Genomic DNA, 16,451 nt, shown 5'->3' with positions numbered 1-16,451 from the left:
CCGGCGCAACGGTCGGCCGGGCCCACCCGCCCGGTCGGCCCCCACGCCCGTCGCCCCGAGTCCTGGCCAGGACTCGGGGCGACGGGCGTATACGGGGTATGGGAAGCCGGTAAAGGCGGTTGGGTCAGTGCTGACGGTTCAACGTGCGCCGCCGTACGAAATAGATGGTTGCGGTGGCCGCGGCGACGATCAGTGCGGTGCCTCCGGCCAGCTCCCCGGCGTTCAGTCCGCCGATGCTGCCGCCGAGACCGCCTCTGACGGCTCCGACGGCTCCGGGCCCGACGGTCGTGGTGGAGCTGATGGTCGGATTCGAGGCGCCGCCGGCGATGGCGAGAGCGAACGTTCCCACCTGCGATCCGCAGGTGAAGCGCACCGTGTACACGGTGCCCGGATTGGCGTCCGAGTCGACCGTGGTCGAGGTGGACGTGCCCGGGTTGACGGTGACGGGGTCGAAGACCCCGGACGTGGCAGTGGCCGTGTTGTTGCATCCGCTGGCGGACAGGGTGACCCGGCCGCCCGGCGGGACGGTAGAGGGGCTCACGGTGAAGAAGGGCTGCGTCAGCCGGCTGTCGGTCGCCGCCGCGGTGGGGGCGGTCAGTGCGAGTGAGGCCACTCCCAGCAGAGCGGCGGATGCGACACGAATCGCGCGCATGGTCAATCCTCCGGGTCTCCGAGGAGCAGCTGCGGAACTGGTTTCCACAAGGGTCGGGGAATGCACCTCGATGACCGAAACGCTAGGAGTGGCCCTGATCGCCCGCGATCGCTGTCGCGCGAATGGGGCATCGATGTCCCCCATGCGGCGGACAGCCAGGGGCGTCGCGGCGTTGGTTCCGGCGGTGGATGCGAGGGGGCCGCGGGCGGCAAGAGTGCGTACGACCGGGGTGTCGGGTCGCCGGAACATTTCCAGGCCGAGGGCTGCACCGAGGGTGCACGCAGATACTGCGACCCGGACCGCTACCGCGCTGTCCTCTTCGACAGCGTGGCTGTGGGCGCGCCCACAGCCACGCTGTCGAGGACTGGTGCGCCTGGAAGGACGCCGTGCGGTCCCGGAAGCCGAACGGCTCGCCGCATCGTTGCGCAGACGAAGTGACTGGTGGAGCCAGTGGTGCGGATGAGATCAAGCCAATCCGTCTAGGGGCGAATTCCCCTGATGGAAGCCGGATTTCTACGATTCGCGTTGGCGACTCCGAAGATTTTTTCAAACGGGTTGAACACGCGGAGCCCTCCTGTCCGTACCTAGGGCCATGAACACGGCGCACCTGGCGTCGCAACAGGCTCGATGGACAACAGGAGTGGACATGAACACCTGGCGTAACGCCTCGCTCGCGGTGACTGCGGCGGCCGTACTCGCGCTGACGACGGCGTGCGGTCAGGACAAGGGCACCGAGACCCCCAATGGTCAGACGGTCGGCGCGGCCAAGCCGGCCCAGCCCGGGAACGGCGGCTACGGCTCGGACTACGGCTCCGGCGCCGCGGAGCAGGCGGCGGCCAAGCCGGCCGGCCAACTCGCGGTCTGGGACAGCAAGGAACTCGGCAAGGTTGTCACCGACAGTGCCGGCTTCACGCTCTACCGCTTCGACAAGGACACCGCCAGCCCGCCGAAGTCGAATTGCGAAGCCGAGTGCGCGAAGGCGTGGCCCGCCGTGTCCGCCGGCGGCGCCTCGGCCGCGCCCGGCACCGACGCCTCGCTTATCGGCGAGGTCACCCGGGCCGACGGCACCAAGCAACTCACCATCGGTGGCTGGCCGATGTACCGCTACGCCAAGGACGCCAAGCCCGGTGACGCGAAGGGACAGGGCGTCGGCGGCACCTGGTTCGCGTCGGCCCCCGACGGCAAGAAGGCACTCGGCGGCAGCGAGGGCGCCGGGTCCGGATCGGGCTACGGCGACGGTGGCGAGGAGGCCGGCGGCCAGCCCGCCGACCTCGCCGGACTCTCCGTCCACAAGGACCCCAAGCTCGGCGAGATCATCGTCGACAAGAACGGCATGACCGTCTACCGGTTCAAGAAGGACTCGGCCTGGCCGATGAAGTCGGCGTGCACCGGCGAGTGCCTCAAGAAGTGGCCTGTTGTCGCTCCGGTCGACAAGAACGACACCGAGGGAATCATCAAGAAGGGCTTCGTCACCTTCAACCGTCCTGACGGCATCAAGCAGCAGTCGATCGACTGCTGGCCGATCTACACCTTCGCGGGCGACAAGAAGCCGGGCGACACCAACGGCCAGGGTGTGGGCGGTACTTGGTACGTCGTATCGCCCCAGGCCAAGCTGGTCGGAGCGCCCAAGTAGTCCCCACGCTGCGCGTCCGGCCCGACCGGCCCGTCTCACGCCCCCCGCGTGATGGCGGGCCGGTTGCTATGCCACCGGCGTGTGACCAAGAACGGACCGCTAATTTCCGTTTGGGCTCGCTCTCTTGGCGGGCGATCAGTAGCCTCGGCTCGAACACCGGCCGTGAACATGGCCGAACTCCCCCGTGGCGACTTGTTGGAGACATCGATGGAGCGTCCCGCCTGGGCCCCGCAGGGCATCGACATATCGGTGCCGAGCGTGTCTCGCATTTACGACTACTACCTGGGCGGCTCGCACAATTTCGAAGTCGACAGGGAAGCCGCCCGCAGGGCGATGGAGTTCATGCCAGGCCTCCCCAAGATCATGCAGGCGAACCGGGCGTTCATGCGCCGGGCCGTGAATTACGCGGTGAGCGAGGGTGTCACGCAGTTCCTTGACATCGGCTCCGGGATTCCGACCTTCGGCAATGTCCACGAGGTGGCGCAGCAGGCCGACGCCGCCTCCCGCGTGGTCTACGTCGACCACGATCCGGTCGCCGTCGCGCACAGCAGGGCCGTTCTGGACGGCGACGAGCAGGCCGTCGTCGTCTCCGCGGATCTGCGCAAGCCGCAGCAGATATTCGACAGCCCCGAGGTCGGCGGACTGCTCGACCTGGAGCGGCCGGTGGCGCTGCTCCTCGTCGCCGTACTGCACTTCCTCGAGGACGGGGACGATCCGCAGAGCGCCGTGGCCCAGCTCCGTGACGCACTGGCGCCCGGCAGCCTCATCGTCATCACCCACGCCTCGTACGAAGGAATACCGCTGCCCGAGGAGCAGGCGGGCGGCGCGGTCGGCGTCTACCGGAACATACGCAACCCGCTGGTCATGCGCTCGCGCGAGGAGATCGCGCGGTTCTTCGAGGGGTACGAGATGGCCGAGCCCGGTCTGGTGTCCATGCCCCACTGGAGGCCCGACGCGCCCGCCGAGCAGGAGGACCCATACGCCTTCTCGGGCTTCGCCGGGGTAGGGCGCAAGGCGTGATGGCGCCGACGGAGGTGACGGATTCCGCGGTGGACCCGGACGGCCTGGAGGACAGACTCCGGCGGTTCGCGACGATCTGGAGCCGGGCCATCTTCCCGGTGACGGCCACGTCGATGAACCGGCCCGAGCTCGAGAAGCATCTGCTGCCGCTGGCCCGGCGGTTGAGGGAGTCGCTGCACGCACGGCCCTTCGACCCACAGGCCGCGCAGCGGGTCGGAGCGGCCCTGGTCGAGGCCCACTGCACGGACCCCGAAGCACTCAGCCGCACGCTCGGCGTCGTCGACGCGTATCTGGTCCTGTACTGCGGCGCCGGTGACCCCGAGCAGCCCGCCGAGGAGAGCCGGGCCCGCTGCGCCCGGCTGCAGCACGCGGTGGCCGCCGGCTTCGCCCACGGACTGCGCGAGCGCACACTGGCCGAGCAGGAGGCCATCGCGCGCTCCTCGCTGCTGGCCCGCAGCGACGCGGTGCAGGCGCTGCACGCCACCGAGGCCCGCTTCCGTGCGGTGTTCGAGGGCGCTGCGATCGGCATCGGGATCGCCGACCTCGACGGCAATGTGCTCGAGGTCAACGAGACCCTGCTGCGGATGTTCGGCGGGCTCGAGCACCATGTGCGTGGCAGGAAGGTGACCGACTGGGCTCATCCTGAAGACCGGCCACACGTCTGGGAGTTGTACCGGGAGCTGGTGAGCGGCGAGCGCGACGACTATCGCGTGGAGAAGCCCTTCTTCCGCAACGACGGCACGGTCCTGTGGACCAATCTGACGGTCTCTCTGCTGCGGGACCCCGACGGCCGGCCGGAGTACCAGTTGGCGCTGATGGAGGACACCACCGAGCGCCGGCTGCTCAATCTGCGGCTGCGCTACGAGGCCACGCACGACGCGCTGACCGGGCTGCCCAACCGCACACTCTTCTTCGAACGGCTGGAGAAGGCGCTCTCCGCCGGCGACGGCGCCCGCTTCGGCCTTTGCTACCTCGACCTCGACGGCTTCAAGGCGATCAACGACAGCCTCGGTCACGCTGCGGGCGACCGGCTGCTGGTGGAGGTCGCGGACCGGCTGCAGAGCTGCGCCACCGCGCCCGGTGAGATGGTGGCACGGCTCGGCGGCGACGAGTTCGTGGCGCTGACCACCGGACCCGACACCCAGCGCGAGGTGGACGACCTCGCCGGCCGTATCCTCGCCGCGCTCGCCTCGCCCATCCGCGTCGACGGCCGGGAGTTCACCGTCCGCGGAAGCATCGGCATCGTCGAGGGGCCCGCGGGCGAGCGCACCACGGCCGAAGTGCTGCGCAGCGCCGACATCACCATGTATCGCGCCAAATCGGCGGGGGGCAACCGTTTCGAGCTCGCCGACCCGGAGGCGGACGCCCGCGCCATCACCCGGCACGGGCTGACCACCGCACTGCCGGCGGCCCTGGAGCGCGGTGAGTTCTTCATCGAGTACCAGCCCTTGGTCCACCTGGGTGACGGGAGCGTGCACGGGGCCGAGGCGCTGGTGCGCTGGTGCCATCCGCAGCACGGCGTACTCGGTCCGGACCGGTTCATTCCGCTCGCCGAGCACACCGGACTGATCGTGCCGCTGGGCCGCTGGGTGCTCCAGGAGGCCGTACGCCAGGCTCGCTACTGGCAAAGGCGCCACTCCGACGGCGGCCCGCTGCGGATCAACGTCAACCTCTCGCCCGCGCAGCTCCACCACCCCGGACTGGTCGCCGACACGGTCGACGTGCTCCAGCGCTCCGGCCTCGAACCGGGCGCCCTGTGCCTGGAGGTCACCGAGTCCGCGCTGATCGGCGCGGACGAGGATCTGCTCAAACCGCTGCGCCAGCTCGCCGAGATGGGTGTGGACATCGCGCTCGACGACTTCGGCACCGGCTACTCGAACCTCGCCAATCTGCGCCGGCTGCCGGTGAGCGTGCTCAAACTGGACCGTTCCTTCACCCAGGGCATGCAGCGGCACCCGGCCGACCCCGTCGATCTGAAGATCGTCGAGGGGATCGTCTCACTGGCGCACAGTCTGCAGCTGGCCGTGACGGTGGAGGGCGTGGAGACCGGCGCCCAGGCGGAGCAGCTGCGCGAGCTCGGCTGCGACACCGCACAGGGCTGGTACTACGCGAGGCCCGGGCCGCCGGACAAGCTGCACGCGCTGTCGCTGGCGGACGCGGTGTAGTTCTCCCGGGGCTCCGCTCCGGCCCCCGCGCCTCAATCGCCGCACCATCAAGCCAGTCCGGCGATTGAGGACAACGACCGAAGGCCGTGCCCCGACGACGGCGGTCAGTCGGCCGGCGCGCGCGAGCTCAGCAACACCCGCTGCAGCTCGCGCGCGGCCCGCGGCGGGGCGACATCGCTGCGGTGGGCGAGCGCGATCGTACGGCGCAGTCCCGGCCGGGCGAGCGGGGTGACCCGCAGATCGCGCCCGGCGCGCTCCGCGACCATGCTCGGCACCACCGCGACGCCGAGCCCGGCCCGTACGAAACCGAGCACGGCGTCCATTTCGCCGCCCTCCACGGTGAAGGCCGGCTCGAAACCCTCCGCGCGGCATGCGGCGACCGTCAGCTCGCGCAGGTCGTAGCCGTGCCGGAACATCACCAGCGGCTCGCCGTGCAGATCGGCGATCCGCACCGGCCGGTGCGGGGCCTTCGCCGCAGCCGACGACACCACGACCAGATCCTCCCGCAGCAGCTCGACCGTGGTCAGCGCGGGGGAGGCGGGCGGCAACGGCAGCACGATCAGGGCCAGATCGAGCGACCCGCGGGCCAGCTCCCGTACGAGATCGTGCGAACCGCTCTCCTCGATCAGCAGCTGGATGCCCGGGTGCAGATCGTGGAAGGTCCGCAGCACATCCGGCAGCAGACCGGTGCAGAGACTCGGCGTCGCGCCCAGCCTGACCCGGCCGCGGCGCAGCTGCGCGAGCTCCTGGACCTCATGGCGTGCGGTGTCGGTGTCGGCGAGGATGCGGCGCGCCAGCGGAAGCAGCGCCTCCCCGGCGTCCGTCAGGGCGATATTGCCGCGGGCCCGGCTGAACAGCTCCGCCCCGAGCTCCTTCTCCAGCGCCCGGATCTGCTGGGAGAGGGACGGCTGAGCGACATGCACCCGCTCGGCGGCGCGGGTGAAGTGGCGCGTCTCGGCGACTGCCACGAAGTACAGAAGCTGCTGGAACTGCATGACATCCACAATAGGGCATGCCTATGGAAATAAGCCGGATCATGTCTTGGACCTCTTGGGTCCTCTCGCCCTAGCGTCTCTGTACATGGCTCTGGTAACGCGGACGGATCGAAAACCGTCCCTCACGCGCACGTTCTGGGGATCGACCGTCGGCAAGAAGACGGTCATGGCCGTCAGCGGCCTGATCATGCTCGGCTATCTGGTCGCGCATGTGATGGGCAACCTCAAAGTCTTCTTCGGGGCGGGGGAGTTCAACGCCTACGGTCACTGGCTGCGCACCATGGGCGAGCCCGTCATGCACTACTCCTGGGGGCTCTGGATCGTCCGCGTGGTGCTGCTCGCGGCCGTCGTGGGTCACGGCGTATCGGCGTACCAGCTCAGCAAGCGGGATCTGAAGGCCAGACCCGTCCCGTACGTACACAAGCGGCGCCGGGCCGGCTACGCCACCCGCACCATGCGCTGGGGCGGCATCATCGTGGCGCTGTTCATCGTCTGGCATCTGCTGGACCTGACGACGCTCACGGTCAACGAGAACGCCCAGCCGGGCCATCCCTACGAGAACGTCGTCGCGACCTTCTCCACCTGGTACGGCAACGTGATCTACATCGTCGCGATGCTCGCCGTCGGACTGCACATCCGGCACGGCTTCTGGAGCGCCGCCCAGACCCTCGGCGTGGGCAACGCCACCCGCGACCGCGTACTCAAGATCGTCGCAGACGTCCTCGCGCTGGTGCTGACCGCGGGCTTCATCTCCGTACCCCTCGCCGTCATGACCGGAGTGGTGAGCTGACATGAACTACCTGAACTACACGACCGGCGCTCCTGTCGCCGACACCAAGGCCCCCGAAGGACCCGTGGCCGAGCGCTGGGACCGGCGGCGCTTCGAGGCCAGACTGGTCAACCCGGCCAACCGCCGCAAACACACCGTCATCGTCGTCGGCACCGGCCTCGCCGGTGGCGCCGCGGGCGCGACCCTCGCCGAACAGGGCTACCACGTCGTCCAGTTCTGCTACCAGGACTCACCGCGCCGGGCGCACTCCATCGCCGCCCAGGGCGGAATCAACGCCGCCAAGAACTACCGCAACGACGGCGACTCGATCCACCGCCTGTTCTACGACACCGTCAAGGGCGGCGACTTCCGCGCCCGCGAGTCCAACGTCCACCGGCTCGCCCAGATCTCCGTGGAGATCATCGACCAGTGCGTGGCGCAGGGTGTGCCGTTCGCCCGCGAGTACGGCGGCCTCCTCGACACCCGGTCCTTCGGCGGTGTCCAGGTCTCCCGTACCTTCTACGCCCGCGGCCAGACGGGACAGCAGCTGCTGCTCGGCGCCTACCAGGCCCTCTCCCGGCAGATCGCCGCCGGCACCGTGGAGATGCACGCCCGGACCGAGATGCTCGATCTGATCGTCGTCGGCGGACGGGCCCGCGGCATCGTCGCACGCGATCTGATCACCGGCGAGATCTCCAGCCACTTCGCGGACGCGGTGGTGCTCGCCTCCGGCGGCTACGGCAATGTCTTCTATCTGTCGACGAACGCCATGAACTCCAATGCCACCGCGATCTGGCGGGCCCATCGGCGCGGCGCCTACTTCGCCAACCCCTGCTTCACCCAGATCCACCCCACCTGCATCCCGCGCACCGGCGACCACCAGTCCAAGCTGACCCTGATGAGCGAGTCGCTGCGCAACGACGGCCGTATCTGGGTCCCCAGGGCGCGCGGCGACGAGCGGCCGCCGAACGAGATCCCCGAGGACGAGCGGGACTACTACCTGGAGCGGATCTACCCCTCCTTCGGCAACCTCGTCCCGCGCGACATCGCATCGCGCGCCGCGAAGAACGTCTGCGACGAGGGCCGCGGCGTCGGCCCCGGCGGCCAGGGCGTGTACCTGGACTTCGCCGACGCCATCCGGCGGATGGGCCGGGACAAGGTCGCTGAGAAGTACGGAAACCTCTTCGACATGTACGAGCGGATCACCGCCGAGAATCCGTACGAGGTTCCCATGCGGATCTATCCGGCCGTGCACTACACGATGGGCGGCCTGTGGGTCGACTACGACCTGCAGACCACCGTCCCGGGGCTCTTCGCCATCGGCGAGGCCAACTTCTCGGACCACGGAGCGAATCGGCTGGGCGCGTCCGCGCTGATGCAGGGTCTCGCCGACGGGTACTTCGTCCTGCCGTCCACGATCAACGACTACCTCGCCCGCAATCCGCACCCGGAGACCGTCGACGCCTCGCACCCGGCGGTGGCAGAGGTGCTCGCCGAGACCGAGGACCGGCTGAACCTGCTGCTGACCGTGGACGGCGACCGCACGCCCGACTCCTTCCACCGCGAACTCGGCCAACTCATGTGGGAGTTCTGCGGGATGGCCCGGACCGATGAGGGGCTGCGCAAGGCGCTCGACCGGATTCCGCAGATCCGGGAGGAGTTCTGGCGCCGCATCAAGGTGCCGGGCAGCGGTGCGGAGTTCAACCAGTCACTGGAGAAGGCCAACCGCATCGTCGACTATCTGGAGCTCGCCGAGCTGATGTGCCTCGACGCACTGCACCGCGCCGAGTCCTGCGGCGGCCACTTCCGCGAGGAGTCGCAGACCCCGGACGGCGAAGCCGCCCGCAAGGACGAGGAGTTCGGCTACGCGGCCGCCTGGGAGTACCGGGGGCCCGGCGGTCGTCCCCCGGGAGAGCACAGCGGCGGGACCCGCGAGGCGCCCGTCCTGCACAAGGAAGACCTCGTCTTCGAGTACGTCCACCCCACTCAGCGGAGCTACGCATGAAGCTCACCCTGCGCGTCTGGCGCCAGCAGAACCCCGACACTCCCGGCGCCATGGTCACCTACGAGGTCGACGGCATATCGACGGACATGTCGTTCCTGGAGATGCTTGACACCCTCAACGAGGAGCTCATCCTCGAGGGCGACGAGCCGGTCGCCTTCGACCACGACTGCCGCGAGGGCATCTGTGGCGCCTGCAGCCTGGTCATCAACGGCGACGCCCACGGTCCGGAGCGCACCACCACCTGCCAGCTCCATATGCGGTCCTTCAAGGACGGCGACACCATCGACGTCGAGCCATGGCGCGCCTCCGCCTTCCCGGTGGTGAAGGACCTGGTCGTGGACCGCTCGGCCTTCGACCGGATCATCCAGGCCGGCGGCTACATCAGCGCCCCGACCGGCTCCGCTCCCGAGGCCCACGCCACGCCGGTTCCGAAACCGGATGCCGACTTCGCCTTCGAGCACGCAGAGTGCATCGGCTGCGGCGCCTGCGTCGCTGCCTGTCCCAACGGCTCTGCGATGCTCTTCACATCGGCGAAGATCAACCACCTCAATGTGCTGCCACAGGGCGCGCCCGAGCGCGAGACCCGAGTGCTCGAGATGGTCGCGACGATGGACGAGGAGGGCTTCGGCGGCTGCACGCTGACCGGTGAATGCGCGACGGCCTGTCCGAAGGGGATCCCGCTGCCGTCGATCGCGGCGATGAACAAGGAGTGGCTGCGGGCGACCCGGAAAGTCCGTCGCTGAGGCCGATGTTGCGGCCGGGGCCAGGAGATTCAGGACAGCTTTCGTGTGTGAGGGCGCCCACGCTTCCCCGCCCCGGGCAACAGATTGTTCATGTAATTGTCACATCGGCCGCAGGATTTACGCCCTGGGGAGCGATCGAGCGCGTGGACAGCAAGATCAACTTCGTTCAACTCTGCACTGTGTATTGCGACATGTCCGCATTGCAGCCACTCGGTACCCGGAGATTTCCCCGGAGTTCGGGTGAGCCGGTAGGTATGGCCGGGTAACGGGCGCCGACCACGCTCGTGCCCTACCGAAGCACTGCCAACTCTGGGGGTTGCCATGCCTGAACTCACCCGCCGACGCGCCCTGGGCGCCGCCGCGAGCGCACTCGCCGGACTGGCCGTCGCGGATCTCGCGACCACGGCACTGTCACACCCGGCGGCGGCTGCCCCGAATGCCTCCGACCCCGCGCCGTTCGACGAGGTCTACCAGGGGCGCCGCATACAGGGCGGACCCTCGCACGGCGACGGACACGACGGGAACGGACACGACGGGAACGGACACGACGGGAACGGGCACCACGGGAACGGGCACCACGGGAACGGACACCACGGCGCCGGCTACGCGGTGCGCATAGACGGCGATGAGCTGCATGTGATGCGCAATGCCGACGGCACCTGGATCAGCGTCGTCAACCACTACGAGACGTTCGCCACGCCCCGCGCGGTGGCCCGCGCCGCCGTGGTGGAACTCCAGGGCGCCGAGCTCGTCCCCCTCGTCCTCGCCTGATCCGGGAGCACCGCCATGACCGTACGCAAGAACCAGGCCCGGCTGACCGCCACCGAGAAGCGCCGCTTCGTCGACGCGCTGCTCGAGCTCAAGCGCAATGGGCAGTACGACACCTTCGTCACCACTCACAACGGCTTCATCATGAGCGACACCGACAACGGCGACCGGGTCGGCCATCGCTCGCCGTCCTTCCTGCCGTGGCACCGCAGGTTCCTCATACAGTTCGAGCAGCAACTCCAGGCCGTGGACCCCTCCGTGGCGCTCCCGTACTGGGACTGGACGGCGGACCGTACCGCGGGCTCCTCCCTCTGGGCGGCGGACTTCCTCGGCGGCACCGGCCGCAGCAGGGACGGCCAGGTGATGGACGGCCCGTTCGCGTCCGCCGTGGGCAAGTGGCCGGTGAACATACGCGTCGACAGTCGCGGCTATCTGCGCCGGGAGCTCGGCGCGGGCGGACAACAGCTGCCGACCCGGGCCGAAGTCGACTCCGTGCTCGCCATGGCCACCTATGACGCTCCGCCGTGGAACAGCGCGTCGGACGGCTTCCGCAACCACCTGGAAGGCTGGCGCGGCGTCAACCTGCACAACCGGGTGCATGTGTGGGTAGGCGGCCAGATGACCACCGGAGTCTCCCCGAACGACCCGGTGTTCTGGCTGCACCACGCCTTTATCGACAAGCTCTGGGCCGACTGGCAGGCCCGCCACCCGGGCTCCACCTATCTGCCGGCCGCCGGGACGGCCAATGTCGTGGACCTCCACGACACGATGCGCCCGTGGAACAACGTGACCCCTGCCGACATGCTCGACCACACCCGCTACTACACATTCGACACAGCGGCCTAGCCAAGGACCGTGCGAGGTAGGGCGCGGTACGGCTGCCGGCCGTGCCCGCCACTTCGCCCGGTGTACCGGCGGCGACGATGCGACCGCCTTCGTCGCCGCCGCCCGGACCGAGGTCGATGACCCAGTCCGCGCCCGCCACCACCTCCATGTCGTGCTCGACGACCACCACCGAGTGGCCCGCGTCGACCAGACCGTGCAACTGCCGCATCAGCACCTCGACATCGGCGGGATGCAGCCCGGTCGTCGGCTCGTCCAGCACATAGAAGGTGTGCCCGCGCCGCACCCGCTGCAGTTCGGTGGCGAGCTTGATGCGCTGAGCCTCACCGCCCGACAGCTCGGTCGCGGGCTGGCCGAGGCGAAGATAGCCGAGCCCCACATCGAGCAGGGCCCGCAGGCTGCGTTCGGCCGCGGGGACAGCGGTGAAGAACTCCGCCGCGGCCTCGACCGTCAGATCGAGCACCTCGGCGATGTTCAGGCCCCCGTAACGGACTTCGAGCGTCGCCGGGTTGTAGCGGGCACCGTGGCAGTCCGGGCACGGGGCGTACGTGCTGGGCAGAAAGAGCAGCTCCACCGAGACGAAGCCCTCGCCCTGACAGGTCTCGCAGCGTCCGCCCGCCACATTGAAGGAGAACCGGCCCGCCTTGTAACCGCGTGCCTTGGCCTCGTCGGTGGCAGTGAAGAGCTTGCGGATGACGTCGAACAGACCGGTGTACGTGGCGAGATCGGAGCGCGGCGTACGGCCGATGGGGCGCTGGTCCACCTGGACCAGACGCTGCACGGCCGCCAGCCCCTCGACGGAGACGCACCCGGCCGCCGATGTCGCGTCCGTCCCGCCGCTGTCCGGCGCATCCGGGCCCAGTCGTTCCGCGAGAGCGCCCGCGAGCACCTGCCCGACCAGAGTCGACTTCCCCGAACCCGAGACGCCGGTCACCGCGGTGAACACCCCGAGCGGGAACCGCGCGTCCACGCCGCGCACATTGTGCCGCTCGACCCCGTTCAGCCGCAGCCAGCCCGTCGGCGCGCGGGCCTCGCGCACCGGCGCGGACCGCCGCTCGAACAGGAACCGCCGAGTCGCCGACGTGTCGACCCCGGCCAGATCCGCCACCGGGCCGCTGTGCAGCACAAGACCGCCGTGCTCGCCCGCATGCGGCCCCACATCGACGAGCCAGTCCGCGCTGCGTACGACATCGAGATGGTGCTCCACCACGAAGACCGAGTTGCCCGCTGCCTTGAGCCGCTCCAGAACCACCAGCAGCGCCTCGGTGTCCGCCGGATGCAGACCGGCCGACGGCTCGTCGAGTACGTACACGACGCCGAACAGACCGGAACGCAGCTGGGTGGCCAGCCGCAGCCGCTGCAGCTCTCCGCTGGACAGGGTGGGCGCGGTGCGGTCCAGGCTGAGATAGCCGAGCCCCAGTTCGGTGACCGTGCCGATCCGGGCGAGGAGATCGGCGGTCAGCACCCGTGCGGTCTCGGAGCCGCCCGCGGCGCCTGATCCGAGCACCTCGGCAAGTCCGGTCAGCGGCAGCGCCGCCAGTTCGGCGATCGTACGGCCCGCGAACGTCACCGCCAGCGCCTCGGGACGCAGCCTGCTGCCCCCGCACGACGGACAGGGCGCACTGACCAGGAACCGCTCCGCCTTGGTGCGCAGCGTCTGGCTCTTGGAGTCCGCGAAGGTGTGCAGGACATAGCGCTGGGCGCTCATGTACGTGCCCTGGTACGGGCGTTGGATACGGCCCGCCTCCCGTACCGGATGCACCGTGACGACCGGCTGCCCGTCCGTGAACAGGATCCAGTTCCGGTCCTTCTGATCGAGCTCGCGCCACGGCCGGTCGATGTCGTACCCCAGAGCGTCCAGCACATCGCGGAGGTTCTTGCCCTGCCAGGCCCCCGGCCAGGCCGCGATCGCGCCGTCCCGGATGGACAGCGACGGATCGGGGACGAGGAGCTCCTCGCTGGTGCGGTGGATGCGGCCCAGACCGTGGCACTCGGGGCAGGCCCCGGCGGTCGTGTTCGGCGAGAAGGCGTCCGAGTCCAGACGCTGGGCCCGCTCGGGATAGTCACCCGCCCGCGAGAACAGCATCCGCAGCGAATTGGAGAGCGTGGTGACCGTTCCGACCGAGGAGCGCGAGGTGGGCGATGAACGGCGCTGCTCCAGCGAGACCGCGGGCGGCAGCCCGGTGATCTCGCCGACCTTGGGCGCGCCCACCTGGTGGATCAGCCGGCGGGCGTAGGGGGCGACGGACTCGAAGTAGCGCCGCTGCGCCTCGGCGTAGATCGTGCCGAAGGCGAGCGAGGACTTCCCGGACCCCGAGACACCGGTGAAAACGACGAGGGCATCGCGCGGGATGTCCACGTCGACGCCGCGCAGATTGTGCTCATGGGCGCCGCGGACACGGACGTACGGGTCGTGAGGGCTGTGCATACCGGACGACTCTAGGCGTCCGCGCTGGTCAGCCCGGCGATCCGGGCGAGGCGCCGGAACGAGTCCAGCAGAGCCTCGCGGTCGTACGTACTCGTCGTGACCAGCACCTCGTCGGCGGCACTGTCCTTCACCACCGCCTCCAGCGCCTCCGTGACCTGCTGCTCGGTCCCCGCGATATGGCCGGTGAGCCCGGACTCGTAGAACTCGCGCTGCTTCGCCGTCATCGTCAGCTCCTCGATCCGCTCCGGCGGGACGAGCGGCGGGAACACGCCGTGCGTACGGGAGTACGCCAGCGACCAGGCCTCCGGCATCAGCAGCCGGCGGGCCGCCTCCTCCGTGGCGGCGACCGCAACCGTGCCCGCGACGACCACATAGGGCCGCTCCGACCAGGCGGAAGGACGGAAGTCCTGCCGATAGCGGTCGACGGCGGTCAGCATCCGGTCACGGCCCCGGATGTCGCCGATGACAAGCGGCAGCCCGGCCTCGGCCGCGATCTTCGCCCCTTCGCCGGTGGCCAGGAGGTACGGCGGGACGCGCAGACCCTCCGCCGGGCGGGCGTGCACCTGCGGATGCGTCGTCTGTTCTCCCGTGAACCAGCCGAGCAGCTCCTCCAGCTGCCCGGCGAAGTCCTCCGCGTCCTTCTTCTCGCGGCCCAGCGCCCGGCGTATCCCGTCCGTGAAGCCGACCGAGCGGCCCAGACCCATGTCGATCCGGCCCGGGAAGAGCGACTCCAGCACCCCGAACTGCTCGGCGACGACCAGTGGTTGATGGTTGGGCAGCATCACGCCGCCCGTGCCGACGCGGATCGTCGAGGTCGCGGCGGCGACCGCCGAGGCCAGGACGGTCGGCGCGGAGCCCGCCACCCCCGGCACGCTGTGGTGTTCGGAGACCCAGAAGCGGTGATAGCCGAGCGCCTCCAGCTCCTGCGCGAGCCGCACGGTGTCACGCAGGGCCTCGGGCCCGTCGTGCCCCTCGCGGGTGCGGGAACGGTCGAGTACGGAGAGGCGGGCGGACGCGATCACTGAGCTCACACCCGGTTACAACGCCCTTGCCACGCCAGGATTCCCTAGGCTGGGGGCCGTGACGCGAAGCAGCAGGCCACTGGCCGTATTCGACCTGGACGGGACGCTCGCCGACTCCGGGCACCGGCAGCACTTCCTCGAGCGCAAGCCGCGCGACTGGGACGCCTTCTTCACCGCTGCCCCCGACGACCCGCCGCTGGCGAATGGCATCGCGCTGTGCCTGCAGGCCGCTGAGGAGTGCGAGGTCAGGTACCTCACGGGCAGGCCGGAACGGTGCCGCAGGGACACCCTCGACTGGCTGGCGGCGCAAGGGCTGCCGGAGGGGAAGGTGTTCATGCGGCGCAACGACGACCGCCGGCCGGCCCGCACCACCAAGCTGGAGATCCTGCGGCGGCTGGGCCGGGACCGGGAGATCCGGATGCTGGTGGACGACGACGAGCTGGTGTGCGACGAGGCCGAACGGGCCGGCTTCCCGGTCGTACGGGCCCGGTGGGCGGCCGGTACGACCGAGGCGCTGAAGGACGCTCAGGAGCGCGAAGGCCGTACCTGAGCCGCCCTGATCCCGACCTGAGCCGCCCCGGTCCCGACCTGAGCCGCCCCGGTCCCGACCTGAGCCGCCCCGGTCCCGACCTGAGCCGCCCCGGTCCCGACCTGAGCCGCCCTGGTCCCGACGGCCGGCGGACAGTCCGCTCGTCAGCCGGTCACTCGCCGTCCTCGAGGCGGAAGCCCACCTTGAGGCCGACCTGATAGTGCTGGATCTGCCCGTCGACGATCTGGCCGCGGACCTGGGTCACCTCGAACCAGTCCAGTCCCCGAAGGGTCTCGGCCGCACGGGTGATGCCGTTGTGGATGGCCTGGTCGACGCCCTCCGGTGAGGTGCCGACGATCTCGGTGACCCGGTAGGTGTGATTCGACATGTGTGTCGCACTCCTCTCTGTACGTTCACTCAACGGTGCCCCACCAGGAGGCGCTGCGCGAGGCGTCGGGAACGGAACGGTCGTCTGCGGCCGGGCCGGGTGCGAGCGGGGGGACGATGCGGTAGCGGTCGCCGCGAGGGCTCAGGTCACCGCCCGGACCGCCGCCTGCCGGGGGCCGGAACGACCTCGAGGACACGGTGCCCGCCCGCCAGTGACCATGCTCAAGGACGCGGACGCCAGGCGGGCGTCCGCCCACCCTCGCGGGTGTTCTCGGGGGTGAGGGGAGCACCGCGGCGATGGCCGCGGGAGCCGCGCAGGGCAGGGCCAGACCAAATTCTCCGCAGTGGGCGAGCGCCGGGGCCGACAACCCGATGAAGCCGTACATGACTGCGTTGCTCGAGGGCAAGAGCCCGGACGAGCGGCGCGAGCCGCGTCCAAGCGCATCACCGTGGCGCTCACGCCCCACTGAGCCGCCACCCCTACCCTCTGTG

The 16,451-nt window shown here is 69.8% G+C and carries 13 protein-coding genes and 2 pseudogenes; 10 read left to right on the top strand and 5 right to left on the bottom strand.

Translation table 11 applies throughout. From position 1 onward, the window contains the following. Nucleotides 1-124: 124 nt before the first annotated feature. A complete protein-coding gene (locus tag AB0D12_RS35040; RefSeq protein ID WP_362692219.1) occupies nt 125-652 on the bottom strand; it encodes a hypothetical protein in 528 nt (175 codons plus the stop codon). A 646-nt stretch (nt 653-1,298) separates the two neighbouring features. Here AB0D12_RS35040 and AB0D12_RS35035 point away from each other — a divergent pair. The 3 genes from AB0D12_RS35035 to AB0D12_RS35025 all read left to right on the top strand — a co-directional run bounded on the left by AB0D12_RS35035 (nt 1,299) and on the right by AB0D12_RS35025 (nt 5,470). Continuing rightward, nucleotides 1,299-2,285, top strand: coding sequence for an SCO0930 family lipoprotein (locus AB0D12_RS35035; protein WP_362692216.1), 987 nt, complete (start codon nt 1,299-1,301; stop codon nt 2,283-2,285). Nucleotides 2,286-2,492: 207 nt separating this feature from the next. After that, nucleotides 2,493-3,305, top strand: coding sequence for an SAM-dependent methyltransferase (locus AB0D12_RS35030; RefSeq protein WP_362692214.1), 813 nt, complete (start codon nt 2,493-2,495; stop codon nt 3,303-3,305). Then, entirely contained in the window at nt 3,305-5,470 is a 2,166-nt protein-coding gene (locus AB0D12_RS35025) for an EAL domain-containing protein (RefSeq protein WP_362692230.1), read from the top strand. The genes AB0D12_RS35030 and AB0D12_RS35025 overlap by 1 nt, the downstream gene beginning before the upstream one ends. Nucleotides 5,471-5,574: 104 nt before the next feature. On the opposite strand, the gene AB0D12_RS35020 is transcribed toward AB0D12_RS35025, so the two are convergent. Next, a complete protein-coding gene (locus AB0D12_RS35020; RefSeq protein ID WP_362692211.1) occupies nt 5,575-6,465 on the bottom strand; it encodes a LysR substrate-binding domain-containing protein in 891 nt (296 codons plus the stop codon). An 85-nt stretch (nt 6,466-6,550) separates the two neighbouring features. Between AB0D12_RS35020 and AB0D12_RS35015 the strand changes: the two genes are divergently transcribed. From AB0D12_RS35015 to AB0D12_RS34995, 5 genes are all read left to right on the top strand, one after another. Continuing rightward, nucleotides 6,551-7,255 carry a succinate dehydrogenase gene (locus AB0D12_RS35015; protein WP_362692208.1) on the top strand — a complete coding sequence of 235 codons (705 nt, stop codon included), beginning with the start codon at nt 6,551-6,553 and terminating at the stop codon, nt 7,253-7,255. Nucleotide 7,256: 1 nt separating this feature from the next. Further along, the gene (locus tag AB0D12_RS35010; RefSeq protein ID WP_362692205.1) at nt 7,257-9,239 is read left to right on the top strand and encodes a fumarate reductase/succinate dehydrogenase flavoprotein subunit; all 1,983 of its coding nucleotides are present in this window, start codon (nt 7,257-7,259) and stop codon (nt 9,237-9,239) included. Further along, on the top strand, nt 9,236-9,982 hold the full coding sequence (locus AB0D12_RS35005) for a succinate dehydrogenase/fumarate reductase iron-sulfur subunit (RefSeq protein WP_362692202.1): 747 nt from the start codon (nt 9,236-9,238) through the stop codon (nt 9,980-9,982). The genes AB0D12_RS35010 and AB0D12_RS35005 overlap by 4 nt, the downstream gene beginning before the upstream one ends. Nucleotides 9,983-10,303: 321 nt before the next feature. Then, nucleotides 10,304-10,753, top strand: coding sequence for a tyrosinase cofactor (locus AB0D12_RS35000; protein WP_362692199.1), 450 nt, complete (start codon nt 10,304-10,306; stop codon nt 10,751-10,753). A 15-nt stretch (nt 10,754-10,768) separates the two neighbouring features. Further along, nucleotides 10,769-11,596, top strand: a complete 828-nt coding sequence (locus AB0D12_RS34995; protein ID WP_362692196.1) for a tyrosinase family protein — start codon at nt 10,769-10,771, stop codon at nt 11,594-11,596. Nucleotide 11,597: 1 nt separating this feature from the next. On the opposite strand, the pseudogene uvrA reads toward AB0D12_RS34995, so the two are convergent. Together uvrA and AB0D12_RS34985 are read right to left on the bottom strand one after the other, a co-directional pair. After that, nucleotides 11,598-14,021 (bottom strand): annotated as a pseudogene (uvrA, locus tag AB0D12_RS34990) (excinuclease ABC subunit UvrA); the annotation flags it as partial. Between the two features lie 11 nt (nt 14,022-14,032). Further along, on the bottom strand, nt 14,033-15,052 hold the full coding sequence (locus tag AB0D12_RS34985; protein ID WP_362692193.1) for an MsnO8 family LLM class oxidoreductase: 1,020 nt from the start codon (nt 15,050-15,052) through the stop codon (nt 14,033-14,035). A gap of 49 nt (nt 15,053-15,101) precedes the next feature. Here AB0D12_RS34985 and AB0D12_RS34980 point away from each other — a divergent pair, with 49 nt between their 5' ends. Further along, nucleotides 15,102-15,593, top strand: coding sequence for a hypothetical protein (locus AB0D12_RS34980; protein WP_362692190.1), 492 nt, complete (start codon nt 15,102-15,104; stop codon nt 15,591-15,593). Nucleotides 15,594-15,744: 151 nt separating this feature from the next. Here the strand turns inward: AB0D12_RS34980 and AB0D12_RS34975 are convergent, their stop codons facing one another. Continuing rightward, entirely contained in the window at nt 15,745-15,960 is a 216-nt protein-coding gene (locus tag AB0D12_RS34975; protein WP_362692187.1) for a dodecin, read from the bottom strand. A 251-nt stretch (nt 15,961-16,211) separates the two neighbouring features. Here AB0D12_RS34975 and AB0D12_RS34970 point away from each other — a divergent pair. After that, a pseudogene (locus AB0D12_RS34970) lies at nt 16,212-16,429 on the top strand (sugar transporter); the annotation flags it as partial. Between the last annotated feature and the right edge of the window lie 22 nt (nt 16,430-16,451).

The organism is Streptomyces sp. NPDC048479 (genome assembly GCF_040651435.1).
Lineage (GTDB): Bacteria > Actinomycetota > Actinomycetes > Streptomycetales > Streptomycetaceae > Streptomyces.
The sequence above is the reverse complement of the archived record's forward strand: the minus strand, read 5'-3'. Positions and strand labels throughout refer to the sequence as shown.